The sequence below is a fragment of the Pseudomonas asplenii genome, from assembly GCF_001293465.1.
GTDB lineage: Bacteria > Pseudomonadota > Gammaproteobacteria > Pseudomonadales > Pseudomonadaceae > Aquipseudomonas > Aquipseudomonas fuscovaginae_B.
The window spans coordinates 169649-194459 of record NZ_JSYZ01000014.1; the positions used below are offsets into that span (position 1 = coordinate 169649).

Here is a 24811-nt window from a genome sequence, read left to right on the forward strand (position 1 = left end):
AGGTGAGCGGACCGGTCAGGTCCACCAGTAGCGCACCAGGTGGAAGAAGATCGGCGCGGCGAAGCACACCGAGTCCAGCCGGTCGAGCATGCCGCCGTGGCCCTCGATCATGTGGCCCCAGTCCTTGACCCCGCGGTCGCGCTTGATCGCCGACATGACGATACCGCCGGCAAAGCCCAGCAGGTTGATCAGCAGGGCGATCAGCAGTGCCTGCCAGGGTTTGAACGGGGTGATCCAGAACAGCGCGCCGCCGATCAGCGAAGCCAGGGTGATGCCGCCGACGAAGCCTTCGACGGTTTTCGACGGCGACAGGTTGGGCGCGATCTTGCGCTTGCCGAACAGCTTGCCGCAGACGTACTGCAGCACATCCGACAGTTGCACCACGATCACCAGGTAGGCGATCAGCAGCAGGTTGCGCCCTTCGTAGCCGGCGATGTCGAGGGTCAGCAGGGCCGGCACGAACGACACGCAGAACACCGCGATCATCAAGCCCCACTGGACCTTCGAGGCCCGTTCCAGGAAATGCGTGCTGTCGCCGCCGAGGGAGGCGAGGATCGGCAGCAGCAGGAACACGTACACCGGGATGAAGATCGAGAACAGCCCGTACCAGTCGGAATAGATCAGCAGGTACTGCAGCGGCAGCGCCAGGTAGAACGCCGCCACCAGCGCCGGATAGTCGCTGCGCCGGGTCGGCGTCAGGGTCAGGAACTCGCGCAGGGCATAGAACGACACCGCGTAGAACAGCAGGATCACCGCTCCGGTACCGAGCCAGAAGGCGGTACCGATCACCAGCACCATCACCCACCAGGCGTTGATCCGTGCGTTGAGGTTGTCGATCACCGCGTTCGGTGCATCGCCGGCGCGCCGCTTGAGGATGAAGCCGATCAGCGAAGCCAGGACCAGGATCATGCCGATCCCGGCGAACAACATCAGGGTCTGCCTATCCATCTCAATGTTGCTCCGGTGCCAGGGCCAGCAGCGCATCGCGGCTGCGTTGCAGGAAATGTTCTTTGCTTTCGTCTTCTTCGAGTTGCAGCGGTGCGCCGAAGGCGGTGGTGCACAACAGCGGCAGGGGCAGCACCCGGCCCTTGGGCATGACCCGGTTGAGGTTGGCGATCCACACCGGAATCAGTTGCGCCTGTGGATAAGCCCGCGCCAGGTGGAAAATCCCGCTCTTGAACGGCAGCAGGCCTTCTTCCTGGTTGCGGGTGCCCTCGGGAAAGATGATCAGCGAGTGGCCCTGTTCCAGGGCGTCGAGCATCGGTTGCAGCGGATTATCCCCAGGCTCCTTGCGTTCGCGGTCGATCAGTACGCCGTTGAACACCCGCCGAATGATGTAGCGGCGCAGCGCGCTGCGGTTCCAGTAGTCGGCGCCGGCGACTGGCCGGGTGAGTGTCCGCAGCGCTGGCGGCAGCGAGGCCCAGAGCAGCACGAAGTCGCCATGGCTGCTGTGGTTGGCGAAGTAGATGCGTTGCACCGGGTCGGGCGCGCAACCTATCCACAGGCTGCGCGCGCCGGTGATCAGGCGCGCGGCGGAGGTGATCAGGGTGGCTACCACGGGTTCGAGCATGACGATTCCTTATCCGGCGAAAGGCAGCCAGGGGCTGGCCAGGATGACGATCAGGGGCGGCAGGATCTGCAACGCCAGCCACAGGGCCTGGCGCTTGAGCAGGCGCAGCGCACCGCGGCTACGTTCGCTCCAGGGACGGCTGAGCGACTGTCGCGGTTGCAGGCCCAGGTCCTGCAGCGCGGTGTCGAGGGCTTCGGTGCGGTCGCCCAGGGCACTCGGGTTGCCGGCCATCAGTTGGAACAGGTCGGCGTCGAAGGCGACCCTGAACGCCCAGTATTTCTGCAACAGCCCCGACATGGCCAACCACAGGCCGAGCCCCAGGCACCACGGGCTGAGCGTACCGATCAGCAGCGGTGCCAGGCCCAGCAGCACACCGAGCAGCGTCAGCCCTGTGGATAACTGATCCAGCGAGCGCCCTCGGCGCAACAGGCTGGCGACGACATGCAGGGGAATGTCAGCGGGCATCGGCGATCCTCAGGTGGGCGGGGGCCGCACCGGGCTGCAGGTGGATCATGGCTTCCAGCGCCTGGCGGTGGGCCGGGTGCAGGACCACGCCGGGGCGCGCCGCACGGATCAGGGCCAGGGCCTCGTCGATTTCCTGCACCCGGCCGCTGTGCAACAGCCAGGCGGCGACGGCCGTGGCACTGCGCGAGTAACCCAGGGCGCAGCAGACCAGCAGCGGTCCGTGCTGGCGCAGTTGTTCGATGGCCTGCGCGGCCTCCCGGCACTGTTCGGCGGAGGGGGCGATCAGGTCCAGCACCGGGATGTTCCGATAGGCTCGCCCTCCTGGCGCCAGCGGCAGTTCGGCGCACAGGTCGACGATGGCCTTGAACGGGCCGGCTCGCAGTTCGTCGCGGCCGGGCAGGCGGCCGAGCCAGAGGTTATCCACAAGCGGATCGGGCTGTGGATGGGATCTTGTCCACAACCGTGAATTGATCCAGGCACCTGCCCGGTAGGGCGCGAACAGCCAGCGCGCGGCCGGGCTGAGGCTACCATCGGCGCGCTTCTGGAAGCCCTGGGCGCCGAACAGCGCGTAGTTGAGCGCCACCAGCGCCAGGGCCAGCGCCGGCCAGAACAGCCACAGCGCGGCCCCGGCGAAATAGCCGGCGACACCGGCCAGCAGCAGGGCACCCAGCCCGTAGCGGGCCGCCAGGCGCAGGCGCTGCCCGTCGCGGGCCGGCCGCGCCACCGCCAGCGGGCTGGAGCGATCGTCCGGCCACAGCCAGACGCACAGCCAGCCGGCCAGGGCGCCGGTGGGCACGTCGATGAAGTGATGTTGATAGGTGGTCAGCACCGAGAGGCCGATCAAGGCGAACCAGCCGTGCACCAGCCAGCGTCCGGCCCCGTTGAAATGCCGGCGGTACATGACCCAGAGGATCACCAGCAGGGCGATGTGCAGCGACGGCGCCTGGTTGAACGGCTTGTCGAAGCCGGCCAGCACCGCGAACAGCCAGCCGAACACGCCGTCCAGCGGTGGCCGGGTGAAAGTGAAGGTCAGCGGCCAGAGCAGGAAGCACGACACCGCGATGGCCTGCGCCGTCAGCAGGCGCAGGGCGTGCCGGTCCAGCTCGCGTCTGCTGCGTGGCAACAGCAGGGACAGGCCGTACAGCAGGTCGATGGACCAGTAGGGCACGATGGTCCAGGCCCAGAACGGTATCTGGCTCTCCCAGCCGAACACGAAGCTGCCGACATCGCTGCGCTGGCTGGTGTACCAGGTGGCGAAGCCATAGCTGCCGAAGAACAACGGTGCCAGAAGCAGCAGCCAGAGCACGGCGCGCTTGAGCAGGCCGGCTTCGCGCGCGGTGGCGTCCATCATTGCACCCGTTGTGCCAGGGAGACGCTGAAGATCCCCCATTCATCGACCCGCTGGGTGATCTTGCGGAACCCGGCGGCTTCCACCAACTGGTCCATTTCCGCCTGGCTGCGTCGGCGCATCACCCAGGCCTGGCCCTGGCGATGGCTGGTCAGGGCGCGGGCGATCAGTTCCAGCTGCGGGTGCCACGGTTGTCCGGTGTAGACCAGGTAGGCGCCCGGCTCGCAGGCTTCGGCCAGCCCGGCCAGGGAGTTGCCGACCATGCCGTTGTCGGCGAACAGTTCATACAGCCCCGACACCACCGCCAGGCTGGGCTTGGGGTCCAGCGCGGCGAGGTCGGCGCGGTCGAAGGCATCGCCCTTGACGAAGCGGGCGATCTCGCCGAGGCCCTTCTCGGCGATCAGCGCGCTGCCGTCGCGGACGTTGATATCACTGTAGTCGCGCAGCAGGATCGATTCCGGCAGCGGCGTGACCCCTTGCAGGGCTTCGAGGATGTAGCGCCCGTGGCCGGCAGCGATATCGACGATGCGCACCTCGCGACCCTGCTCGCGCAACCGGGCCATGGCCAGGCGCAGCAGTTCCTCGACGTGCAGCTTGCGTTGGCGGATGCCGCGCCAGCCGATGGAGTTCAGGTAATTCTGGTCGATCAGCCGGCCCAGCGCAGTGTGCCCGGTGGGCTGGTTGCGATAGACGTAGTCCAGGGTGCTGCCGGAGTCGAAACCGGTGTCGAAGCCGAGCTTGACCCCGGCCGACAGCTTGCCGCCCACGGCCATGCCGGCGCGGGTCAGGCGCCAGTACAGGTCGCGTGGCGAGTTGTGTGGCAGTGGCGCGGCCAGCGCTTCGGACTCGGCGCAGGTTTCGCCGATGCGGTCGGCGTCCAGCAGGCCCGGGCGATTCACCGGGCTGAGGAAGCCCTGTTCGATGAAGCGTCTGGCGCGGCTGACCGCCAGGTGCCGGTCGCGCTCGCCGAGGGTGTCGTGGAAGAACCCCGGCAGTACGTGCAGTTCCTTTTTCAGGCTGCCCAGGCGCTGGAAGAATTGCTCCTGGGGTTTGCGGTGGACCACGAAATCGGCACCGGAAATCAGCACCTGGGTCGGCACCTGGATCGCATTGGCATCGGCGACCACCCGCTCGGCGGCTTCGTACAGGCCCAGTAGCACATTCACCGAGATCGCCTTGGTGATCAGCGGGTCGCTGTCATAAGAGGCGATGCGTTGCGGGTCGTGGCTGAGGAACTTGGCCTTGACGTAGCTGTTGACGAAGAAGTTGCCGCGAAAGCGTCGCAGCAGGGCCAGGCCCGTACGGGCGAACGGTACGTACAGTTTGACCTTGAAGGCCGGCGAGGCGAGCACCAGCGCGCGGATCTTCGGCGCGTAGTCGTGCACCCAGGTGGCGACGATCACCGCGCCGACGCTCTGGGCGACCACCGCGAGGTTTTCCTCGGCGATGCCGAAGGTCGTGCCCAGGTGGTCGCAGAAGGTCTGCACGTCGCGCACGCTGGTGGCGAAGCTCGGGCTGTCGCCGCGTTCGCCCGGCGATTGGCCGTGGCCGCGGGCGTCCCAGGCGAAGAAGTCGAATTGCGGCAGGTCCAGCTCGTCCACCAGGTGGGCGATGCGTCCGGAGTGTTCATGGCCACGGTGGAACAGCAGGATGGCCTTGCGCGGCTCGCCGGCCACCGGCGCGGTGGCCGGCCAGTGGCGATAGAACAGTTCGACGCCATCGTGGGTACTGAAGGTCTGGGTTTGCTCGTCGCGCATCGCATTATCCTTGTGCCGTATCGCAGATCAGTGGAGAGCCCGCAGGGGCCTGCCTTTCATTGCCTGTGGTTTTCCATGGGAGCCAGCGCTTCCTGCTATCAGGGTTCTTGACCGGCCTCTTTCAGGCCCTGGCGGACGCGGTTGATCAGCGTGACCACCAGCAGCGCGGCGATCAGCAGGAACAGGCCGTTTATCCACAGGGACTGGAGCAGGCCGAAAGCGACACCGGTGGCGATCACGCCGAGGGCGAAAGCCCGATCGCTCTTGCCCATCGGCCCGTCGTAGCGCCGCGACACGCCGACCAGCGGCCCCATCACCCCGGCGTATTCGCTGAACAGCGCCAGCAGGGTCACCAGCAGCACCGCCGGCAGGCTGACCCCGGGCAGCAGGGCAAACGGCAGGATCAAGGCGCTGTCGGCAATGATGTCGCAGAGCTCGTTCAGGTAGGCGCCGAGCTTCGATTGCTGGCCGAACTCCCGGGCCAGCATGCCGTCGATGGCGTTCAGAGCCATGCGCAGGATCATCCACAGCGGGATGAGCAGGAAGACCCAGGCGTGGCTGGCGAAGGTGGCTACCACCGCGCCCACCAGCAGGGAAATCAATGCCGCGCTGAGGGTGACCTGGTTGGCCGTGGTGCCATTGTCGAACAGGCGCTGGACCACCGGTCGCAACAGATTCTGGAAGCGGGGTTTGAGTTGGTAGATCGAAGGCATGGAAGCGACGGTCCTTGTCTGAGAGGGCTTGGGTCCAGACGGTGGTGATCGGGATAACCGTTTATCGGCAAAGTGAACGAATTATTGCCATAAACAACAGAGGCTGACATTAGCTTCCGGCTAAAAATCCGTGCGGCCCTGCACATTCAAGAAATAAACCCGCAAGGGTCCTGGGCCTGGCGCTGAATCCAGGCGACGGACACCTGGATTCAGGGGGGGGAAGGGTTCAGATTGATAGCTTATTGCTACTATTGCTGAGAGCAGGATCTTCCAGATAAGTGACCTGTGGATAACGTGAGTCGCTGTGGAAGCTGATACGCGGCCCACGAACCGTAATCAGGTTGGCATCGACTTTTATGCAGAGTGTCTGGCCACTCCTGAAGGTCAGTCGATGGACTTTTTCATTATCTTCCTGGCGTATTTCATGACTGATCAAATCCAGCAGGTTGTTCAGCGCCAGGCGCGAGCCCGGTTGATTGATGGTCAGGCAACTGACTCCACCGGAAGCACCAAAGGGCGTGGAAGAGGGTTGGAAGAAACAATACTGGTTCAGATCACGACTCATGGCGGCTCCGTCGTTGGGGTGCGCGCTGAGTGTTGGCGATATTATGGGTCACCAGCACGCACGATGGGGTGTCAAGTGTGTTTGCCGTCTGGCATATAGTTATTAATTATTGCAAAGCATCAGTCTTAACTTTTGGCTCTCCAGCAGGAGTCCTCGGCATGGCGAGCCGGCAGGTAAAGCGCTTACAGTCTTTTAGTGCAAGGTCACCGGAGTTTTCCGATGTTCGGCTTTTAATTGGAATATTTTAAGTTAATGAAAAACATTGTTCGGCTGCTCGGATGTTAGTCACTGGCGATTCGCCAATCAAGTCACTCTCTTGTTGGATTTTGTTACATTGCTCTCGCTATTGATTTATAGGGTCGGTTTTATCTGTAGGACTTATATATTGTTCATGTGAGTAACTTCCCTTTGCTTTTGAGTTTTGGCGTAGTCCGGGTTTTCAGCCTGGTGTTCATCGGGTTCGATAGCGCTTTTGGGTTGGCGGTGTTCGGCAGGTCCGGGTTTGCAGCATCACAACCGGGCCTGCCGGCTGCGCACAAAAAGCGCTCCTGCGAACGAAAAATTCACCCTTTCTGTTATAAGGTAACCAAATATTTCAAGGGGCTCGCGGGTGCGCCGACCTGAGGTCTGCGCCAGGGCTCCGGCTATCCTGATGTGAATGACCTCGGTGATCGAACCGGGTCTGGAGTGGACATGCGAGTGGATCTTGAAGCGTCGCAGGCCGACCTCGAAAGCCTGCCGCGCTTCCAGCGGGCGGGCTTGCAGGCCCGTCAGTTGCAACGCCTGGGCCTCGGCCTGGCGGTGCTGGCGCTCAGTGGCCTGGTGCTGGGCTTCTTCGTCGGGCTGTTTGCGCCGGCGTCGATCTGGCCGAGCCTGCTGAACAACAACGCCGTGGCCTTGCTGGTGCTGGTCGCGGCGTTGCAGTCGGCTGCCGGTGTGGCGCGTTGGCGCGAGCAGGCGAGGGCGCCTGCCGTGGTCGAGCCCGGCGTGGCGTCCGCGCTGCAGGTGGCAGAAGCACTGGGCGCCTACGAGCGTCTGCTCGCCCGCCTGGACAGCCTGTGGCGCAACGCCCTGGCGCAGATCGGTGCGACGACGCTATGGCTGGGCGGTTGGGCCTTGCTGGCGCTGGTGAGCGTCGAGCAGACCTGGAACCTGACGCTGGCCGGCGCGAGCCTGGGGCTGAGCGGCTCCGTGGCGGCGAGCCTGGGCCTGTTGCTGGCATTTGCCCTCTTGGTGCTGGAGCGCCAGTTGGCCCAGGCCCATGCCGCCGAATGGCCGGAAGCCGAGGCCCTGGCGCAGTTCGTTCGGGTGGCGATCGGCGTGCAGGTGGTCAGTGCCCTGTGCCTGTTGTTCAGCGGGCCGCAGAACCTCTGGCCGGCTCGCCTGCTCAGCCTGATCGGCCTGTTGCCGGCACTGGTGGCGGCGGAATTGTTGCTGCGGGCGCTGTTGTCGTTGTTCAGCCCGCGGCGCGACAGCCTGGAGCCGCGCCTGGTGGCGACCAGCTTCATCGCCGGCCTGCTGCGCTGGCCGCCGCAACCGTTGCTGGCGCTGCAGGATGAACTGCACAACCGCTTTGGCATCGACCTGCGTCAGATCTGGGCCTTCAGCTACATGCGCCGGGCATTCGCACCGGTGTTGCTGGTGGTGCTGGCGGTCGGCTGGCTGTTGAGCGGGGTCAGCGAAGTGCCGTTGCAGGGGCGTGGTATCTACGAACGTTTCGGCAAACCGGTGGACGTCTTCGGCCCCGGCCTGCATGTCGGCCTGCCCTGGCCGCTGGGCCGGGTGCTGGCGGTGGAGAATGGCGTGGTCCACGAGTTGGCCACCAGCGTCGAGGCGGCGGCCTCTGCCGTACCCGACCCCGCCGAGGATGAGGCGCCGGCCAGCGCCAACCGGCTGTGGGACGCCAGCCACGTGAACGAGAAGTCCCAGGTGATCGCCAGCAGCAGCGGCGACCGGCAGGGCTTCCAGGTGGTCAACATGGACGTGCGTTTCGTCTACCGCATTGGCTTGAGCGACCAGGCCGCGCTGGCCGCCACCTACAACAGCGCCGATGTGCCGAGCTTGATCCGCAGCACCGCCAGCCGGGTGCTGGTCCATGATTTCGCCGCGCGGACTCTCGATGGTCTGCTGGGCGAACAGCGCACGGCGCTGGCCGAGGATATCGGCCGTGCGGTACAGGCCGACCTGCAACGCCTGGACAGTGGCGTGGAAATCCTCGCCACGGTGGTCGAGGCGATTCATCCGCCAGCGGGTGCGGCGAACGCCTATCACGCGGTGCAGGCGGCACAGATCAGCGCCCAGGCGCTGATTTCCCGCGAGCGTGGCGCCGCCAGCGAACAGGCCAACCAGGCGCAGTTGCAGGCCAGCATTGTCGAGGACCAGGCCAGGGCCAGCGCCCACGAAGTACAGGCCGGCGCCCGCGCGGCAGACCTGCGTTTCAGCGCCGAGCGCCAGGCCTATGCCCAGGCCGGCCAGGCTTTCGTGCTGGAGCAGTACCTGGCGCAACTGAGCCAGGGGCTGGGCAAGGCGAAGCTATGGCTGCTCGACCACCGCCTGGGCGGCAACAGCGCCCCCACCATCGATCTGCGTTCATTCACGCTGCCGGCCGACCCCATGCCTGCGCGTAAAGCCGTCCAGCCAGGAGTCACCCCTTGAGCCTGTCCCACTCCCATTGTGCCGATCATCACGATCACGGCGGCCACGAGCACGCCGGTCATCATCACGGGTATCACCCTCATCACGGGCACCATCACCACCACGGCGATGCGGGCAGCGGCGGGCCATTTCCGTGGCGGCGCATGGGCTGGGCGCTGCTGCTGATCCTGTTCGCGGTCGCGGCGGCGAGCCTGGTGCAGGTGCGCTCCGGCGAGGCCACGGTAATCACCCGTTTCGGCAACCCGTCGCGGGTGCTGCTCGAACCGGGCCTCGGCTGGCGCTGGCCGGCGCCGTTCGAGGCGGCGATTCCGGTCGACCTGCGCCTGCGGACCACCTCCAGCGGCCTGCAGGATGTCGGCACCCGTGATGGCCTGCGCATCATCATCCAGGCCTATGTGGCCTGGCAGGTCCAGGGCGATCCGCAGAACGTCGAGCGCTTCATGCGCGCCGTGCAGAACCAGCCGGACGAAGCCGCGCGGCAGATCCGCACCTTCGTCGGATCGGCGCTGGAAACCACCGCCGCCAGCTTCGACCTGTCGAGCCTGGTCAACACCGATGCCCGCCAGGTACGGATCGCCGATTTCGAGGCGCAACTGCGTCAGCAGATCGACCAGCAATTGCTCTCGACTTACGGCGTGCGGGTCCTGCAGGTCGGCATCGAGCGCCTGACGCTGCCTTCGGTGACGCTCTCGGCCACCGTCGACCGCATGCGCGCCGAACGGGAAACCATCGCCACCGAACGTACCGCGATCGGCAAGCGCGAGGCCGCGCAGATCCGCTCCGCCGCTGAACGCGATGCCCGCATCCTGCAGGCCGATGCCACGGTCAAGGCCGCCGACATCGAGGCACAGTCGCGGGTCGAGGCGGCGCAGATCTATGGCCGGGCCTACGCCGGCTCGCCGCAGTTGTACAACCTGCTGCGCTCGCTGGACACCCTCGGCACTATCGTCACCCCGGGAACCAGGCTGATCCTGCGCACCGATGCGGCGCCTTTCCGGGTGCTGGTCGACGGGCCGCCGGCCGCTGTCGACAAGCATGATGGCAAGGCCGGGGCGCAGCCATGAGTGAATACCCGGAACCCTCACGGGGCCTGGACAGCCCGTGGATCCAGGCCGGTCGCCTGGCGTTTCTCGGCCTCTATGCGGTGACGGTGCTGGCGGCACTGGCCTGGGCCTTTTCCAACGTGCGGCAGATCGACCCGCAGGAGCGCGCGGTGGTCCTGCGCCTGGGGGCCCTGGAGCGTATCCAGAATGCCGGCTTGCTGCTGGCCTGGCCGCGGCCCTTCGAGCAGGTGGTGATCCTGCCGGCGGCGGACCGGGTGATCGAGCGGCGCATCGAAGGGCTGCTGCGCTCCGATGCGGCGCTGCAGGCCGACCGCCAGGCCACCCTGGCGACGCCGATCAATGACGCGCTGGCCGGCTCCGGCTACCTGCTGACCGGCGATGCCGGTGTGGTGCAGCTGGATGTACGGGTGTTCTACAAGGTCACCGATCCCTATGCCTTCGTGCTCCAGGCCGAGCACGTGCTGCCGGCCCTCGACCGGATCGTCACCCGCAGCGCCGTGGCCCTGAGCGCGGCGCGGGACCTGGACACCATACTGGTCGCTCGCCCCGAACTGATCGGCAGCGACAGTCAGGCCGCCGAACGCCGCGAGCGCCTGCGCGGCGACTTGCTGCAAGGGGTCAACCGGCGCCTGGCCGAACTGGCGGCGAGCGGGCAGGGGATTGGCGTCGAGGTGGCGCGGGTCGACGTCCAGTCGAGCCTGCCGGGCCCGGCGGTGAATGCCTTCAATGCGGTACTGACCGCCAGCCAGCAGGCCGACAAGGCCGTGGCCAATGCCCGTAACGAAGCGGCCAAGCTCGGCCAGTCGGCGACCCAGGAGGCCGACCGCCTGGTGCAGGTCGCCAAGGCCCAGGCCAGCGAACGCCTGGCCAGGGCCCAGGCCGATACGGCCACGGTGGCGAGCCTGGGCAAGGCGCAGCAGGACGGCAGCGACCCGGGCCTGTTGTTGCGCCTGTACCGCGAGCGTATGCCGAAGATTCTCCAGCAGGCCGGGTCGGTGACCACGGTCGACCCTCGGGACGATTCCCGCCTGATCATCCAGGGAGCAGAGCAATGAGTGCATCGACCACGGCCCATCCGCCGGCCAGCCTGCTGAGCCGCGCCGAACAGCGCAGCGCGGCCCGCCAACTGCTGCTGGCGATGCTCGCCCTCGGCCTGCTCGGGCTGGGCCTGCTGTGGCGCTGGCTGGCGCCGGGGCAGGTCGGGGTGAGCCAGTTGCTGCTCGGTTTTGCCTCGATCCTGGTGGCGGTGCCGGTGATGCGCTCGGCCTGGTACAGCCTGCGCTATCCGAGTCTGCACGGCATCACCGACCAGTTGATCGCCCTGGCGATGCTCGGCGCCTGGGCCACCGGCGACCTGCTGACCGCCGCCCTGCTGCCGATCATCATGATCTTCGGCCACGTGCTTGAAGAGCGCAGCGTCATCGGCTCCCAGGAGGCCATCGGCGCCCTCGGCCGGCTGACCCGCAGCCACGCGCGGCAGGTACAGGCCGATGGCAGTGTGCTTGAGGTGGACAACGCCACCCTCAAGGCCGGCGACCAGGTGGAGGTCCGCGCCGGCGACCGGGTACCGGCCGACGGCGTGGTGCTGTCCGGCCAGGCGAGCCTCGATACCGCGCCGATCACCGGCGAGTCGGTGCCGCTGGAGGCGAGTGCCGGGGTGCAGGTGTTCGGCGGGGCGATCAACCTCGATGGGCTGCTGCGCATCGAGGTGACCCGCACCGGCCATGAGTCGACCCTGGGCAAGGTGATCGCGCTGATGCAGAGCGCCGAGCGGGCCAAGCCGCCGATCACCCGCCTGCTGGAGCGCTATGCCGGCAGCTATCTGGTGCTGGTGCTGATGATCGCCGCGGTCACCTGGTTCATCACCAACGACGCCCAGGCGATGCTCGCCGTGCTGGTGGCAGCCTGCCCCTGTGCGCTGGTGCTGTCGGCACCGGCCACGGCGATTGCCGGCATCGCCGTGGCGGCGCGGCACGGCATCCTGATCCGCAGCTCGGCGTTTCTCGAGGAACTGGCCGACCTGACCTCGCTGGTGGTGGACAAGACCGGCACCCTGACCTACGGCAGCCTGCGCCTGCAGTCGCTGCAGACCGCAGTGACGGACCGCGAGCCGATGCTGCGCCTGGCGGCGAGCCTCGGTTCGGCCAGCAGCCACCCGGTCAGCCGGGCCCTGGCGGGGCTGGCGCAGCCGGCCGAGCATGTGGCCTTGAGTGACGTGCACGAGCGCCAGGGGCTGGGTATCGTCGCCAGCACCGCCCACGGCCAGGCGGCGCTGGGCCGGCCGGAGCTGTTCAGCCAGTTGGCGATCGCCACCACGCCGGTACCCGAGCACGACGGGCCGATTGCCGGCCTGGCCCTGGAGGGTGAATTTCTCGCCTGGCTGTTGCTGGCCGACAGCACCAAGCCCGAGGCCCGACACGCCCTGGGCGAGCTGCGTGAGCTGGGCCTGGGCCGGCAATTGCTGCTGACCGGTGACCGCCAGAGCGTGGCCGACCGCCTGGCGCGGGAGGTCGGCATCAGCGATGTCGCCGCCCAGGCGCTGCCCGAGGACAAGCTCCAGCGGGTGCTCGGCGAGATCGACAGCGGCTTCCGACCGATGGTGGTGGGCGACGGCATCAACGACTCGCTGGCGCTCAAGGCCGGGGTGGTCGGGGTGGCGATGGGCGCGGGCGGCGCGGACATCGCCCTGGCCTCGGCGGACGTGGTGCTGATCGGCAGCGACCTGCGCCGCCTGGGCACCTGCGTACGCCTGAGCCGGCAGTGCCGCCGGACCCTGCAGGTCAACGTGGTGATCGGCCTGGGCTGGACCCTGGCGATCGTCGCGGCGGCGGCTTTCGGCTGGCTGGGCGTGGCGGGAGCGATGATCGCGGCGCTGTTGCACAACCTCAGCACCCTGCTGGTGCTGGGCAACGCCGGGCGGCTGCTGCGCTTCCAGGAGCCGTTGCTCAAGCTTCCCGAGTAAATGGGGATAAGGCGGTGCCCATGCGGGCTATTCGCGGGCAAGCCCAAGATCCCTCCCACTGCGGTGACAGCAGGCGAATATCATGAATCGGGTCTATCATCCCGATAGCCTGACAGTTCCCGGTAATGCGCTACCCTTTAATCAGACTTCTGAAACAAGGGGGGGACCACTCATGCTCGCGCAACTTCCACCGGCCTTACAGAATCTTCAGCTACCGCTGCGTCTGAAACTCTGGGACGGCCATCAATTCGATCTCGGGCCGCATCCCAGCATCACCATCACCGTGAAGGACCCGCAACTGGTCGCGCAATTCAGCCATCCGACGCTGGACCTGCTCGGCAGTGCGTTCGTCGAGGGCAAGCTGGAACTCGAAGGTCCGGTCAGCGAAGTGGTACGGGTCTGCGACGAACTGAGCCAGGCGCTGCTGGAGGACGAAGGGGACGGTCCGGCACAGCGCCACTCCCACGACAAGGAAACCGACGCGGCTTCGATTTCCTACCACTACGACCTCTCCAATGCGTTCTATCAGCTCTGGCTGGATCGCGACATGGTCTATTCCTGCGCCTATTTCGAGCGCGACGATGCCAGCCTGGAGGAAGCCCAGCAGGCCAAGTTCCGTCACCTGTGCCGCAAGCTGCGCCTGCAACCGGGCGAGTACCTGCTGGATGTCGGCTGTGGCTGGGGCGGCCTGGCGCGCTTCGCCGCCCGGGAGTTCGGGGTCAAGGTGTTCGGCATCACCCTGAGCAAGGAACAGTTGGCGCTGGCCCGGGAGCGGGTGATCGCCGAGGGCCTGCAGGACAAGGTCGACCTGCAGTTGCTCGACTATCGCGACCTGCCGCAGGACGGTCGGTTCGACAAGGTGGTCAGTGTCGGCATGTTCGAACATGTCGGCCATGCCAACCTGCAGCAGTACAGCAATATCCTGTTCGGCGCGGTGCGCGAGGGCGGCCTGGTGATGAACCATGGCATCACTGCCCGCCATGTCGACGGCCGCCCGGTCGGGCGCGGTGCTGGCGATTTCATCGACCGCTACGTATTTCCCAATGGCGAGCTGCCGCATCTGTCGATGATCTCGGCGTTCGTTAGCGAGGCCGGGCTGGAAGTGGTCGACGTGGAGAGCCTGCGCCTGCACTACGCCAAAACCCTGAACATCTGGAGCCAGCGCCTGGAGGGCAACCTGGAGGCGGCTGGCAAGCTGGTGCCGGACAAGGCCCTGCGGATCTGGCGGCTGTACCTGGCCGGTTGCGCCTACGCCTTCGAGAAGGGCTGGATCAACCTGCACCAGATCCTCGCGGTGAAACCGTTGGCCGACGGCGGCCACGACCTGCCCTGGACCCGTGGCGATCTCTATCGCTGACTGCCCGTCTTACCACTTGAGCGGGCGCGGGTCGGCTACCGGGTTGCTCTCCAACCGGTAGCGGCCATGTTGGCGGGGAATATCCTGGTCCGAGGGCAGCAGGGCCTGTTGCTCGAAGGTGCCGGTTTCCCGGTCGAAACTCAGGTCATGCTGGGCGACGTTGCCGTACCAGTCGCTGGAGGGTAGCGAGATATAGCTGATGGCGTAGCGCAGGTCGTCGAAGCTGCCCCTCACCACATAGACGCCGTAGTGTTCTTCGCCCGGCGAGACGATCTTGTAGAGGCCGTTGTCGTAGTAGTACAGGGCGGCCTCCTCGAAGGGTTTGTCCTTGTAGAGCACCTGGTAGTGCAGGTGATGGACATGGCTGGGCTTGCCGAATTCGACGGTGATCGACGGTGGGGTGCTGGAACTGCCAGATGTGAACTTCATCGTGGGGCCTCCGGAGGATTGCTCGGCGAAACCCCCAGCTTAAAAGACCCACGGTGTCGATCGCAGGGCCGGGCCGGCCTTTCGGAACGGTCCTACGTTTATCTGAAAATAGTCCTTCCTGCTACAGAATCGGCGAAATCAGCCGGGCGATGCGCATGCCCAGTTGCTGCAGGCGGTGGGTTTCCCGGCTGTCCTCGTGGGTGACTTCGCGGGCCAGGTCGAAGTCCTTCAGCAGCATGTTTTCCACCTCGCCGGCGAAGGCCGGGTCGACGGTCAGCAGCATCAGTTCGAAATTCAGCCGGAACGAGCGGTTGTCCAGGTTGGCGCTGCCGATGGCGCTGATCTCGTTGTCCACCAGTACCACCTTCTGGTGCAGGAATCCCGGGCCATAGCGGAATACCCGGACCCCGGCGCGCACGGCTTCGAAGGCATAGAGGCTGGAGGCGGCGTAGACGATCCGGTGGTCGGGCCGCGAGGGCAGCAGCAGGCGCACGTCGACGCCGCGCAGGGCCGCCAGGCGCAGTGCGGCGAACACCGCTTCATCGGGGATGAAGTACGGGCTGGTGATCCACACCCGCTCGCGGGCGGCGTGGATCGCCTCGACGAAAAACAGCGAGCAGGTCTCGAACGGGTCGGCCGGACCGCTGGCGAGCAACTGGCAGAGGACGCCGTCGTCGGGGTAGGTGTCCGGCAGGATCAGCGGCGGCAGCTGGCGCGCGGCCCAGAACCAGTCTTCGGCGAACGACTCCTGCAGGCAGGCCACCACCGGGCCGCTGACCTGCACATGGGTGTCGCGCCAGGGCGACAGCGGCGGCCTGGCCCCCAGGTATTCGTCGCCGACGTTGTGCCCGCCGACGAAACCGACCAGACCGTCGACCACCACCACCTTGCGGTGGTTGCGAAAGTTCACCTGGAAGCGGTTGAGCCAGCCGCTGCGGGTGGCGAAGGCTTTCACCCGCACGCCGCCGTCGCGCAGGCTGTCGGCATAGCCGTGGGGCAGGGCGTGGCTGCCGATGCCGTCATAGAGCAGGTAGACCTCGACGCCCTCGGCGGCCTTTTTGCGCAGCAGTTCGTGCAGGCGTCGGCCGAGCTGGTCGTCGTGGATGATGAAGAACTGCACCAGCACGGCATGCCGGGCCTGCTCGATGGCCTGGAAGATCGCCTCGAAGGTGGCCTCGCCGTTGACCAGCAAGCGCACCTGGTTGTTGGCCAGGCACGGCATGCGGCCGAGCTTGGGCATCGCCCGCAATGCCGCGTAGGCTTGGGAGTTGCGGGCGGCCAGGGCCTCCTCGACCCAGGGCCGCCAGTTCAGGTCGGCGATGGCCTTGCGCATTTCCACGTTGGCCTGGCGCCGGGCCTTGATGTAGGCATCGAAGGTGCTGCGGCCGAAGACCAGGTAGGGAATCAGCGTGAGGTAGGGAATGAATACCAGCGACAGCGCCCAGGCGATCGAGCCCTGGGCGGTGCGTACGGTCAGCACGGCGTGAATGGCCGCGATACTGCCCAGCGTGTGAATCAGCGCTATCAGATAGCCGAAGACATGAGGGCCAAAAAAATCCATGAGGTCCTGATCCTGAATCCGTACCGTCTAACAGACCATGTTCCGGCGCGATTGTCGCTATTTAATTCATCACGCAACCCAAGCATGATTCTGGCGTCTAAGCAGGACCTTTCTTCAGGAGCTATACGATGAACCTTCGTCTGCCGGGGCTGGCCCTCGCCTGTGCCTTCGTGATTCCCGTGGCCCAGGCGCAAGTGCTGCAGCCCGGTCTGTGGGAACTGACCTCCAGCAATGTGCAGGTCGAGAACCAGTCGCTGGATGTGAACATGCTGCTGGGCGTGCTCAAGCAGAACACCACGCCGGAGCAGCGTGCCGCCCTGGAAAAACAGGGCATCAACCTGGGCGGGCAGGGCGTGCGGGTGTGCCTGACGCCGCAGCAGGTGGCTTCCGAGGCGATTCCGCTGACCGATCCGCAGTCCGGCTGCCAGCAGCAGGTCACCGAACGCAAGGGGCCGGACTGGAAGTTCCGCTTCAGCTGTCCGAAGGCCCAGGGTGCGGGCACGGCGCATTTTGTCAGTGATCGCGAGTTCACCACCAAGGTCAGCGGCACGTTCAATGCCACTGGTATCCAGCAGAATGGCAGCATGGACACCAAGGCGGTCTGGCTGGGGCAGGATTGCGGGGCGGTGAAGCCGCGGTCCTGATGAAAGAGCGGCCTGCGGTGGGTTGTAGGAGCGGGGCTTGCCCGCGAAGCTTTTGGCGACCTTGAGGACGCATTCGCGGGCAAGCCTCGCTCCTACAGGTAGAGGGGTGTCCTCAGGTGTCGAGGCGTTGCAGCAACGCCTCGACCGTCATCGTCCCCAGGTCCTCTCCCGCCCGGCTGCGCACGCTGACCAGCCCCGCGGCCTTTTCCTTCTCGCCGACCACCAGCAGGTAGGGCACCTTCTGCAGGCTGTGTTCGCGAATCTTGTAGCCGATCTTCTCGTTGCGCAGGTCCGCCACCGCTCGCCAGCCATGGGCCTTGAGCCGCTGGACGGTCTCCCGGGCATAGTCGGCCTGGCCCTCGCTGATGTTCAGCACCACCGCCTGGCAGGGCGAAAGCCACAGTGGCAGGGCACCGCTGTAGTGCTCGACAAGGATGCCGATGAAGCGCTCCAGCGAACCGAACAGCGCCCGGTGCAGCATCACCGGCCGCTGGCGCTCGCCGTTCTCGTCGATGTAGCCGATATCGAAACGCTCCGGCAGGTTGAGGTCGACCTGCAGGGTCCCGCACTGCCAGTCGCGGCCGATGGCATCGCGTAGCACGAACTCCAGCTTCGGCCCGTAGAAGGCGCCTTCGCCGGGGTTGATCCGGTAGTCGATGCCCATCCGGCCCAGGGCGCCGAGCAGCGCGCCTTCCAGCCGGTCCCAGGTCTCGTCGCTGCCGATGCGGTTGAGCGGGCGGGTGGAGAGTTTCACCAGCACGTCGCTGAAGCCGAACTCGCGGTAGATATCGAACACCAGGGCGATCGCCGTTTCGCACTCATCCTGCATCTGCTCCGGGGTGCAGAAAATGTGCGCATCGTCCTGGGTGAAGTGGCGCACGCGCAACAGCCCGTGCAGGGCGCCGGACGGCTCGTAGCGATGGACCTTGCCGAACTCGGCGATGCGCAATGGCAGGTCGCGATAGCTCTTGAGGCCATGGCCGAAGATCGACACCGCGCCCGGGCAGTTCATCGGTTTGAGGGCGAACACCCGCTCGTCCTCGGTGCTGGTGGTGAACATGTGGTCGCGGTAGTTCTGCCAGTGCCCGGAGGTTTCCCACAGGCCGCGGTCCATCACGTCCGGGGTGTTCACCTCGACGTAGCCGGCCTGCTCCTGGCGCTGGCGCATGTAGCCGATCAGTTGCTGGAACAGCGTCCAGCCCTTGGCATGCCAGAACACCGAACCCGGTGCGCACTCGTCGAAGTGAAACAGGTCCAGTTGCGCGCCGAGCTTGCGATGATCGCGCTTGCCGGCTTCTTCCAGGCGGGTGAGGTAGGCCTTGAGGTCCCGGGCGTTGGCCCAGCAGGTGCCGTAGATCCGCTGCAGCGGGGCGTTGTTGGCGTCGCCGCGCCAGTAGGCCCCGGCCACCTTGGTCAGTTTGAACGCCTGCAGGATGCCGGTCGACGGCACGTGCGGGCCGCGGCACAGGTCCTCGAAATCGCCCTGGCGGTACAGCGACAAGGTTTCGTCTTCGGGGATGGCACGGATCAGCTCGGCCTTGTAGTGCTCGCCCAGGTTCTCGAAATATTCGATGGCTTCGTCACGCGGCAGGGTACGACGACGTACCGAATGATTGGTCGCGGCCAGGGCCTGCATCCGCTCCTCGATCAGTTCCAGGTCCTGGGGCGTGAAGGGGCGTTCGTAGGCGAAGTCGTAGAAGAAGCCGTTCTCGATCACCGGGCCGATGGTGACCTGGGCCGAGGGGTAGAGCTGCTTGACCGCCATGGCCAGCAGGTGCGCGCAGGAATGACGGAGGATCTGCAGGCCTTCGTCGTCGCGCGGGGTGACGATGCTCACTGCCGCGTCCTGCTCGATGAGGGTGTCGCAGTCGACCAGCACGCCGTCGATCCGCCCGGCCACCGCTGCCCGGGCCAGGCCGACGCCGATGCTGGCGGCCACTTCGAAGACCGACAGCGGCTGGTCGTACTCGCGTTGCGAGCCATCGGGGAGGGTGATGCGGATCATTGCTGGGGGCCTCGGTCGATCTGGAAGGGTATTAGCGGAGAAACTGCAGGGGCAGGCCCTGACAGCCGTCATGAAGTCGGCCGGCATGCCAGGCGACCTGCCCGGAAACCACGGTGGTGTGCACGTGGTGGCGGAAGCTGTGCTCGATGAAGGGAGTCCAGCCACATTCGTAGAGGATCGGTTCACCGGCGACCGGCCGCGGCTGCGGCTGGCGATTGAGCAGCACCAGGTCGGCCCAGTAGCCTTCGCGCAGGTAGCCGCGCTCGGCGATGGCGAACAGGTCGGCGACCCGGTGGCTGGTTTTGTCCACCAGGGTGGTCAGTGGCAGCACCTTGTCCGCCACCAGTTCCATCAGCGCCGGCAGAGCGTGCTGCACCAGCGGCAGGCCGGAGGGCGCTTCCTCGTAGGGCCGCTGCTTTTCTTCCCAGGTGTGCGGCGCGTGATCGCTGCCGATCACGTCCAGGCGGTTGCTCAACAGCGCCTTGCGCAAGGCATCGCGGTCCGACTGCTGCTTGATCGCCGGGTTGCACTTGATCCGGTTACCCAGGCGCGGGTAGTCGCGATCGTCGAACAGCAGGTGATGCAGGCAGACTTCGGCGGTGATGAGCTTCTCGCCCAGCGGCTTGTTCTCGAACAGTTCCAGTTCGCGCTCGGTGGTCAGGTGCAGCACGTGCAGGCGGGTGCCGTGCTTCCTGGCCAGTTCCACCGCCAGCGACGAGGAGCGGTAGCAGGCATCGGCATTGCGGATCAGCGGGTGGGCGGCCGGCGGGATCATGCCGCCCAGCAGTTCCTTGAGGTTCTTCAGGCGCGTGTCGACGGTCGGCGTGTGTTCGCAATGGGCCAGCAGAAGGGTCGGTACCTCGGCGAACAGCCGTTCGAGGATGTGCGGGTCATCCACCAGCAGGTTGCCGGTGGACGCGCCCATGAACACCTTGACCCCGGCGACCTGGCGCGGGTCGAGGGCCGCCACGGTGTCGAGGTTGTCGTGGCTGACGCCGAAGTGGAAGCCGTAGTTGGCCACCGAGGCGTTCGCCGCCCGGCGCTGCTTGTCGGCGAGGGCGTCGAGGGTCAGGGTCGCCGGGCGGGTGTTGGGCATGTCCATGTAGCTGGTGATGCCGCCGGCCACCGCCGCCCGCGATTCGCTGTAAATGGTGCCCTTGGCCGGTGCTCCCGGGTCGCGGAAGTGCACCTGGTCGTCGATCATCCCCGGCAGCAGCCAGTCACCATTCGCGTCGATTTCCACGTCGGCGCTGGCGTTGCCGATCTCGGCGGCGATGGAGTCGATGCGGCCGTTGATCACCCGGACATCGGCGTCGAACTGACGGCCCTCGTTGACCACGCGGGCATTGCGGATCAGCAGGCTGCTCATGCTCAGAACTCGTTCTGCAGGGCCTTGTAGCCCCGGACCAGGTCGACGTTGGTGCGCGCCACGTCCTCGGAGAACTCCGAGGCGCTGACGCTGACCGGTGGGAACTGCGACAGGTCGGTATGGGGGCCGATGCGGGTGGTGGAGGGCACGTAGAAGCCGGGTGGCAGGTCGCGGCCGTCGACCACCGAGTTGTGTCGGACCACGCTGCCGTCGCCGACCGCGCAGTTGAACAGCACGCTGTTGAAGCCGATGAATACCCGGTTGCCGACCGTGCAGGGGCCGTGGACGATCGAGCGGTGGGCGATGGAACTGAACTCGCCGATGGTCACCGCCGCGCCGGACTTGGAGTGGATCACCACGCCGTCCTGGATGTTGGAGTTGGCGCCGATGATGATCGGGTCCATCTCGCCGTGTTCGTTGACTTCATCGGCGCGGATCACCGCGTAGGGGCCGACGAAGACGTTGTCACCGATCACCACCTTGCCGCAGATGATCGCGGTCTTGTCCACGTAGGCGGATTCGGCGATCACCGGCAGGTCGCCGGAAGGGTTCTTGCGGATCATGGGGAGGTCTCCTGAGGGGCGCTGATGATCTCCACCGCGCCGTCGCGGATGGCGTTGTAGAAACAGTTGGGACGGCCGGTATGGCAGGCCGGGCCCTGTTGCTCGACCCGCAGCAGGACCGCATCGCCGTCGCAGTCGAGGCGGGCCTCGACCAGGCGCTGGCGGTGCCCGGAGCTTTCGCCCTTGCGCCACAACTGCTGGCGCGAGCGCGACCAGTAGCAGACCTGGCCGCGTTCGAGGGTTTCGGCCAGGGCCTGGCGGTTCATCCAGGCCAGCATCAGCACTTCGCCCGTGTCGTGTTGCTGGGCGATGGCGGCGATCAGGCCGTCGGCGTTCCACGGCAGGGCGTCGAGCACGGCCGTGAGGGGCCAGCGGCTGCCCGCGGCGGCGCGCTCCAGAGCGAGCATCGACAGGGGCGGCCGGGCGGTCACTTGCTCAGTGCCGCGTGCAGGGTGTTCATGTTGTATTCGAACAGGCCAATGAAGGTGCTGGCCGGGCCTTCGGCGGCGAGGGCGTCGGAGTACAGGGTGCCGCCGATCTTCGCGCCGCTTTCGTCGGCGATCTGCTTGAGCAGGCGGGCGTCCTTGATGTTCTCCATGAATACCGCGGTGACCTTGTCCTTGCGGATCTGCCGGATCAGCTCGGCAACTTCGGCGGCCGACGGCTCACGCTCGGTGGATAGGCCCTGGGGCGCCATGAACTGGATGCCATAGGCCTGGCCGAGGTAGCCGAAGGCGTCATGGGAGGTGACGATGCGGCGGTTGCCGGCCGGCAGGTTGCCGAGCTTGACCTTGGCCTGGGCCAGCAGGCGATAGATCTGCTTCAGGTACGCCTGGCTGTTGCGGGTGTAGTCGTCCTTGTGCGCGGGGTCGACCTGGATCAGCGCCTTGGTGATGTTGTTCACGTACAGCTCGACGTTCGCCAGGTTGTGCCAGGCATGCGGGTCGGGCACGGTCTGGCCGTCCTCTTCCATGGTGTGCGAGAGCACGCCCTTGCTGGCGGTGACCACCGGGGCCTTGGTCTCGGTGCTGGTCACCAGGCGGTCAAGCCAGGGTTCGAACTCCAGGCCGTTCTTGACGATCAGTTTGGCCTTGAGCAGCGCCTGGGCATCATCCGGGGTCGGCTCGTAGGTGTGGGCGTCGGCGTCCGGGCCGACCATCGCGGAAACCTGGATATGGTCGCCGCCGATCTGCTGGGTGATGTCCCGCAGGATACTGAAGCTGGCGACCACCGGCAGCTTCTCCGCCGCCTGGGCGCTGGACAACTGCAACGACAGGGCCAGCACGGAGCTGAACAGAACGAGTAACGCACGCATCGGGTGACACCTCATTGGGATGGCAGGGGTGGTCGGCGCAGCAGACCGTGCACCGGACCGAAGACCACGGAGAACAGGTACAGGCAGCCGGCGACCAGCACGATGGCCGGGCCGCTGGGTTGCGAGCAGTAGAACGACAGCAGCAGGCCGGCGGCGACCGAGACGCAGCCGAGCAGCGCGGCGATCAGCATCAGCACTGGCAGGCGACGGCTCCAGAAGCGCGAGGCGATCGCCGGCAGCATCATCAGGCCGACCACCATCAGGGCGCCGATGGCCTGGAAACCGATCACCAGGTTGAGCACCACCAGGGTCAGGAACACACCGTGGGCCAGCGGGCCGAGGCGGCTGACGGTCTGCAGGAACAGCGGGTCGAGGGTGTCGAGCATCAGCGGCCGGTAGATCGCCGCCAGCAGCACCAGGCTGATGCCGCAGACCCAGAGCATGCCGGTGAGGGTCGGCCCGTCCACCGCCAGTGCCGAGCCGAACAGCAGGTGCAAGAGGTCCAGGCGCTTGCCGGCGATGCCGAGCAGCAGCACGCCACTGGCCAGCGAGATCGGATAGATCGCCGCCAGGCTGGCGTCTTCGCGCAGGCCGGTGCGCCGGGTGATCCAGGCCGACAGGCCGGCCATGCCCATGCCCGCACCGAGGCCGCCGAGGGTCAGTGCCGGCAGGCTCAGGCCGGCGATCCAGAAGCCGACGGCGGCGCCGGGCAGGATGCCGTGGGCCACCGCGTCACCGATCAGGCTCATGCGTCGCAGGATCAGGAACACCCCCAGCGGCGCGGTGCTGCAGGCCAGGACCAGGCCGCCGAGCAGGGCCCGGCGCATGAACACGAAATCGTGGAACGGCTGCCACAGGTGCTGGGCGAACATCAGCATCAGGCCACCTGTGTGATCGGTTGTTGCACGATCAGCTCGCGACTCGGGGCCAGTACGCAGCCGCTGTGCTTGATGCGCAAGGCGTCGGGGATGTGCTGGCGCACGGCGGCGAGGTCATGGCAGACCACTACCAGCGTACGCCCCGCCGCGTGCCAGGCGTGGATGTGTTTCCACAGCAGTGCCTGGCCTTCCTCGTCGAGGGCGGCGTGGGGTTCGTCGAGCAACAGCAGCGGCGCTTCGGCCAGGCTCAGGCGGGCCAGAAGAGCGCGTTGCAACTGGCCGCCGGACAAGGCCATCAGCGGCCGCTGTTCCAGGCCTTCGAGGTCCCAGTCGGCGATCACCGCCTGCAGGCGTTCGTTGCGTTGCTGCGGGCTCAGCTTGATGCCCCACAGGCCGGCGACCACCAGTTCCTGCAGGTTGATCGGGAACTGCCGGTCGAGGTGCTGCTGTTGCGGCAGGAACGACAGGCCTCTGCGGCGTGGAACATCCAACTGCACCTTGCCGGCCAGGGGCTTCTGCAAACCGGCGAAGACTTTCAGCAGGCTGCTCTTGCCGGTGCCGTTGGCACCGATGACCGCGGTGAGGCTACCGGCGGCCAGTTCGAAATCCACCGCGGGGGTCAGTGGCTGGCCGGGTGGGCCCCAGCGCAGGCCTTGGCAGCGGATCATGCCGACCTCCAGTTCCACCCGCTCTCGGCCACGGCGTCGTGGGCGTGCAGGCTTTCAGCGTGAACCACCCGCAGGTGGAAACCCTGCACCGCGTCTGCACGCTTGAGCGCCAGGTTCAGGCGGCGTGCCGCGTCTTCGCAGAACATCAGGTTCTGCCCATTGGCGAGGGCGAAGGCCTGCTCGTCGGCGCGCTTCACCGCAGTCTGCACGGCGGTGCCCAGTGAGGCCTCGGCATCGTTGATCAGGGCTTCGAAGGGAAACCGATACGTTTTTTCATCAAGTCGGATTTGCAGGTGTGCAATGCTGCGCTGGCTATGGGGTGTGGCGACGATGCCTTGGGTACTGCCGAGCCAGTTGAGGACCTTGCCGTGTTCCAGCGGCTGGTTGGCGAAGTCCTGGTTGAACTGTTGCTGGATCAGTTGTCGGGCGAGGGCGGCCGAGCAGGGGCAGGTGGAAGAGTAGGCCACGTCAATTTTCAGTTCCACGTGGAACACTCCGCTTTTCAGCTCGGCTAACACACTGACGGGATAGGCTTTCCAGCCGGCCAGCGGGCTGACCAGCGCCGGGCGCTTGAGCAGCAGATCGGTGTGGATGCGCAGGTAGGCGTTACTGGACAGCCCGTCATGGCTGTCGAGGAATTGCTGCAGCACCGCGTGGACCCGTGCCGGTGTCAGTTCTTCCTGTTGCAGGCGCTCCAGGGCCAGGTACAGCCGGGACATGTGAATACCCCGCGCTTCGCCGTCATCGAGGCTGACGCCGGCGTCGGCGCTGGCGCTGAGGCGTTGGCCGTCGAGGGTGATGGGCAGAGCAATGCCGCACATGCCCACCCACTCAAGGGGCAGGGCTTGCCGGGATGACTGCGCGGCGATATCCGGCAGCGTCAACGCATTCATGAGCAGGTCCATCGTTGGAAATAAAATGTC

Annotated in this window: 23 protein-coding genes; 6 read left to right on the forward strand and 17 right to left on the reverse strand. The window is 66.3% G+C overall.

The genetic code is table 11. The features are described from left to right. Positions 1 to 15: 15 nt before the first annotated feature. The 7 genes from PF66_RS17965 to PF66_RS32140 form a co-directional block, all read right to left on the reverse strand. On the reverse strand, positions 16 to 948 hold the full coding sequence (locus PF66_RS17965) for a phosphatidate cytidylyltransferase (RefSeq protein ID WP_054060960.1): 933 nt from the start codon (positions 946 to 948) through the stop codon (positions 16 to 18). A 1-nt stretch (position 949) separates the two neighbouring features. After that, complete coding sequence (locus tag PF66_RS17970; RefSeq protein WP_054063437.1) at positions 950 to 1570, reverse strand: lysophospholipid acyltransferase family protein; 621 nt, start codon at positions 1568 to 1570, stop codon at positions 950 to 952. A 9-nt stretch (positions 1571 to 1579) separates the two neighbouring features. Beyond that, entirely contained in the window at positions 1580 to 2035 is a 456-nt protein-coding gene (locus PF66_RS17975) for a hypothetical protein (RefSeq protein ID WP_054063438.1), read from the reverse strand. Then, positions 2025 to 3386, reverse strand: a complete 1362-nt coding sequence (locus PF66_RS17980; RefSeq protein ID WP_054063439.1) for a phosphatase PAP2/dual specificity phosphatase family protein — start codon at positions 3384 to 3386, stop codon at positions 2025 to 2027. Before PF66_RS17980 ends, PF66_RS17975 begins: the two co-directional genes overlap by 11 nt. Next, positions 3383 to 5140, reverse strand: coding sequence for a bifunctional alpha/beta hydrolase/class I SAM-dependent methyltransferase (locus PF66_RS17985; protein ID WP_054063440.1), 1758 nt, complete (start codon positions 5138 to 5140; stop codon positions 3383 to 3385). The genes PF66_RS17980 and PF66_RS17985 overlap by 4 nt, the downstream gene beginning before the upstream one ends. A 98-nt stretch (positions 5141 to 5238) precedes the next feature. Next, positions 5239 to 5853, reverse strand: coding sequence for a CDP-alcohol phosphatidyltransferase family protein (locus PF66_RS17990; RefSeq protein WP_054061209.1), 615 nt, complete (start codon positions 5851 to 5853; stop codon positions 5239 to 5241). Positions 5854 to 6079: 226 nt separating this feature from the next. Next, complete coding sequence (locus tag PF66_RS32140) at positions 6080 to 6418, reverse strand: hypothetical protein (protein ID WP_017903012.1); 339 nt, start codon at positions 6416 to 6418, stop codon at positions 6080 to 6082. Between the two features lie 693 nt (positions 6419 to 7111). On the opposite strand from PF66_RS32140, the gene hflK (PF66_RS17995) reads away from it, so the two are divergent. From hflK (PF66_RS17995) to cfaB, 5 genes are all read left to right on the forward strand, one after another. Beyond that, on the forward strand, positions 7112 to 9073 hold the full coding sequence (gene hflK, locus PF66_RS17995) for a protease modulator HflK (protein WP_054063441.1): 1962 nt from the start codon (positions 7112 to 7114) through the stop codon (positions 9071 to 9073). A 2-nt stretch (positions 9074 to 9075) separates the two neighbouring features. Then, positions 9076 to 10137 (forward strand): protease modulator HflC, encoded by a 1062-nt coding sequence (hflC, locus tag PF66_RS18000; RefSeq protein WP_081009883.1) that lies wholly within the window; start codon positions 9076 to 9078, stop codon positions 10135 to 10137. Then, the gene (hflK, locus tag PF66_RS18005) at positions 10134 to 11192 is read left to right on the forward strand and encodes a protease modulator HflK (protein ID WP_054063443.1); all 1059 of its coding nucleotides are present in this window, start codon (positions 10134 to 10136) and stop codon (positions 11190 to 11192) included. Before hflC ends, hflK (PF66_RS18005) begins: the two co-directional genes overlap by 4 nt. Continuing rightward, the gene (locus PF66_RS18010) at positions 11189 to 13099 is read left to right on the forward strand and encodes a cation-translocating P-type ATPase (RefSeq protein ID WP_054063444.1); all 1911 of its coding nucleotides are present in this window, start codon (positions 11189 to 11191) and stop codon (positions 13097 to 13099) included. Before hflK (PF66_RS18005) ends, PF66_RS18010 begins: the two co-directional genes overlap by 4 nt. Before the next feature lie 172 nt (positions 13100 to 13271). After that, positions 13272 to 14456, forward strand: a complete 1185-nt coding sequence (gene cfaB / locus PF66_RS18015) for a C17 cyclopropane fatty acid synthase CfaB (RefSeq protein ID WP_054057212.1) — start codon at positions 13272 to 13274, stop codon at positions 14454 to 14456. 9 nt (positions 14457 to 14465) lie between these two features. On the opposite strand, the gene PF66_RS18020 is transcribed toward cfaB, so the two are convergent. Beyond that, the gene (locus PF66_RS18020; RefSeq protein ID WP_054057213.1) at positions 14466 to 14885 is read right to left on the reverse strand and encodes a hypothetical protein; all 420 of its coding nucleotides are present in this window, start codon (positions 14883 to 14885) and stop codon (positions 14466 to 14468) included. A 121-nt stretch (positions 14886 to 15006) separates the two neighbouring features. Next, entirely contained in the window at positions 15007 to 16446 is a 1440-nt protein-coding gene (gene cls, locus PF66_RS18025) for a cardiolipin synthase (RefSeq protein WP_054063445.1), read from the reverse strand. Between the two features lie 128 nt (positions 16447 to 16574). Here cls and PF66_RS18030 point away from each other — a divergent pair, with 128 nt between their 5' ends. Beyond that, the gene (locus PF66_RS18030) at positions 16575 to 17090 is read left to right on the forward strand and encodes a DUF3617 domain-containing protein (protein WP_054063446.1); all 516 of its coding nucleotides are present in this window, start codon (positions 16575 to 16577) and stop codon (positions 17088 to 17090) included. A 112-nt stretch (positions 17091 to 17202) separates the two neighbouring features. On the opposite strand, the gene thrS is transcribed toward PF66_RS18030, so the two are convergent. From thrS to folE2, 8 genes are read right to left on the reverse strand one after another with little or no spacing between them, the layout of a single operon-like run. Continuing rightward, positions 17203 to 19095 (reverse strand): threonine--tRNA ligase, encoded by a 1893-nt coding sequence (gene thrS / locus PF66_RS18035; protein WP_054063447.1) that lies wholly within the window; start codon positions 19093 to 19095, stop codon positions 17203 to 17205. A 31-nt stretch (positions 19096 to 19126) separates the two neighbouring features. Continuing rightward, the gene (locus tag PF66_RS18040) at positions 19127 to 20464 is read right to left on the reverse strand and encodes a dihydroorotase (RefSeq protein ID WP_054063448.1); all 1338 of its coding nucleotides are present in this window, start codon (positions 20462 to 20464) and stop codon (positions 19127 to 19129) included. A 2-nt stretch (positions 20465 to 20466) separates the two neighbouring features. Then, positions 20467 to 21027, reverse strand: a complete 561-nt coding sequence (locus PF66_RS18045) for a carbonate dehydratase (protein WP_054057218.1) — start codon at positions 21025 to 21027, stop codon at positions 20467 to 20469. Further along, positions 21024 to 21458: a phosphoribosyl-AMP cyclohydrolase gene (gene hisI / locus PF66_RS18050; RefSeq protein ID WP_152973052.1), complete on the reverse strand. Its 435-nt coding sequence runs from the start codon at positions 21456 to 21458 to the stop codon at positions 21024 to 21026. The genes PF66_RS18045 and hisI overlap by 4 nt, the downstream gene beginning before the upstream one ends. Further along, on the reverse strand, positions 21455 to 22342 hold the full coding sequence (locus PF66_RS18055; RefSeq protein WP_054063449.1) for a metal ABC transporter substrate-binding protein: 888 nt from the start codon (positions 22340 to 22342) through the stop codon (positions 21455 to 21457). Before PF66_RS18055 ends, hisI begins: the two co-directional genes overlap by 4 nt. An 11-nt stretch (positions 22343 to 22353) precedes the next feature. After that, the gene (locus PF66_RS18060) at positions 22354 to 23217 is read right to left on the reverse strand and encodes a metal ABC transporter permease (protein ID WP_054063502.1); all 864 of its coding nucleotides are present in this window, start codon (positions 23215 to 23217) and stop codon (positions 22354 to 22356) included. A gap of 2 nt (positions 23218 to 23219) precedes the next feature. Further along, on the reverse strand, positions 23220 to 23888 hold the full coding sequence (locus tag PF66_RS18065) for a metal ABC transporter ATP-binding protein (protein ID WP_054063450.1): 669 nt from the start codon (positions 23886 to 23888) through the stop codon (positions 23220 to 23222). Beyond that, a complete protein-coding gene (gene folE2, locus PF66_RS18070) occupies positions 23885 to 24781 on the reverse strand; it encodes a GTP cyclohydrolase FolE2 (RefSeq protein WP_054056843.1) in 897 nt (298 codons plus the stop codon). The genes PF66_RS18065 and folE2 overlap by 4 nt, the downstream gene beginning before the upstream one ends. Positions 24782 to 24811: the final 30 nt, after the last annotated feature.

Excerpts from the sequence above, each read along its gene's own strand:
- PF66_RS17965 (WP_054060960.1), bottom strand. The coding sequence starts at position 948 with ATGGATAGGCAGACCCTGATGTTGTTCGCCGGGATCGGCATGATCCTG.
- PF66_RS17970 (WP_054063437.1), bottom strand. The coding sequence starts at position 1,570 with ATGCTCGAACCCGTGGTAGCCACCCTGATCACCTCCGCCGCGCGCCTG.
- PF66_RS17975 (WP_054063438.1), bottom strand. The coding sequence starts at position 2,035 with ATGCCCGCTGACATTCCCCTGCATGTCGTCGCCAGCCTGTTGCGCCGA.
- PF66_RS17980 (WP_054063439.1), bottom strand. The coding sequence starts at position 3,386 with ATGATGGACGCCACCGCGCGCGAAGCCGGCCTGCTCAAGCGCGCCGTG.
- PF66_RS17985 (WP_054063440.1), bottom strand. The coding sequence starts at position 5,140 with ATGCGCGACGAGCAAACCCAGACCTTCAGTACCCACGATGGCGTCGAA.
- PF66_RS17990 (WP_054061209.1), bottom strand. The coding sequence starts at position 5,853 with ATGCCTTCGATCTACCAACTCAAACCCCGCTTCCAGAATCTGTTGCGA.
- PF66_RS32140 (WP_017903012.1), bottom strand. The coding sequence starts at position 6,418 with ATGAGTCGTGATCTGAACCAGTATTGTTTCTTCCAACCCTCTTCCACG.
- hflK (WP_054063441.1), top strand. The coding sequence starts at position 7,112 with ATGCGAGTGGATCTTGAAGCGTCGCAGGCCGACCTCGAAAGCCTGCCG.
- hflK (WP_054063443.1), top strand. The coding sequence starts at position 10,134 with ATGAGTGAATACCCGGAACCCTCACGGGGCCTGGACAGCCCGTGGATC.
- PF66_RS18010 (WP_054063444.1), top strand. The coding sequence starts at position 11,189 with ATGAGTGCATCGACCACGGCCCATCCGCCGGCCAGCCTGCTGAGCCGC.
- cfaB (WP_054057212.1), top strand. The coding sequence starts at position 13,272 with ATGCTCGCGCAACTTCCACCGGCCTTACAGAATCTTCAGCTACCGCTG.
- PF66_RS18020 (WP_054057213.1), bottom strand. The coding sequence starts at position 14,885 with ATGAAGTTCACATCTGGCAGTTCCAGCACCCCACCGTCGATCACCGTC.
- cls (WP_054063445.1), bottom strand. The coding sequence starts at position 16,446 with ATGGATTTTTTTGGCCCTCATGTCTTCGGCTATCTGATAGCGCTGATT.
- PF66_RS18030 (WP_054063446.1), top strand. The coding sequence starts at position 16,575 with ATGAACCTTCGTCTGCCGGGGCTGGCCCTCGCCTGTGCCTTCGTGATT.
- thrS (WP_054063447.1), bottom strand. The coding sequence starts at position 19,095 with ATGATCCGCATCACCCTCCCCGATGGCTCGCAACGCGAGTACGACCAG.
- PF66_RS18040 (WP_054063448.1), bottom strand. The coding sequence starts at position 20,464 with ATGAGCAGCCTGCTGATCCGCAATGCCCGCGTGGTCAACGAGGGCCGT.
- PF66_RS18045 (WP_054057218.1), bottom strand. The coding sequence starts at position 21,027 with ATGATCCGCAAGAACCCTTCCGGCGACCTGCCGGTGATCGCCGAATCC.
- PF66_RS18055 (WP_054063449.1), bottom strand. The coding sequence starts at position 22,342 with ATGCGTGCGTTACTCGTTCTGTTCAGCTCCGTGCTGGCCCTGTCGTTG.
- PF66_RS18065 (WP_054063450.1), bottom strand. The coding sequence starts at position 23,888 with ATGATCCGCTGCCAAGGCCTGCGCTGGGGCCCACCCGGCCAGCCACTG.
- folE2 (WP_054056843.1), bottom strand. The coding sequence starts at position 24,781 with ATGAATGCGTTGACGCTGCCGGATATCGCCGCGCAGTCATCCCGGCAA.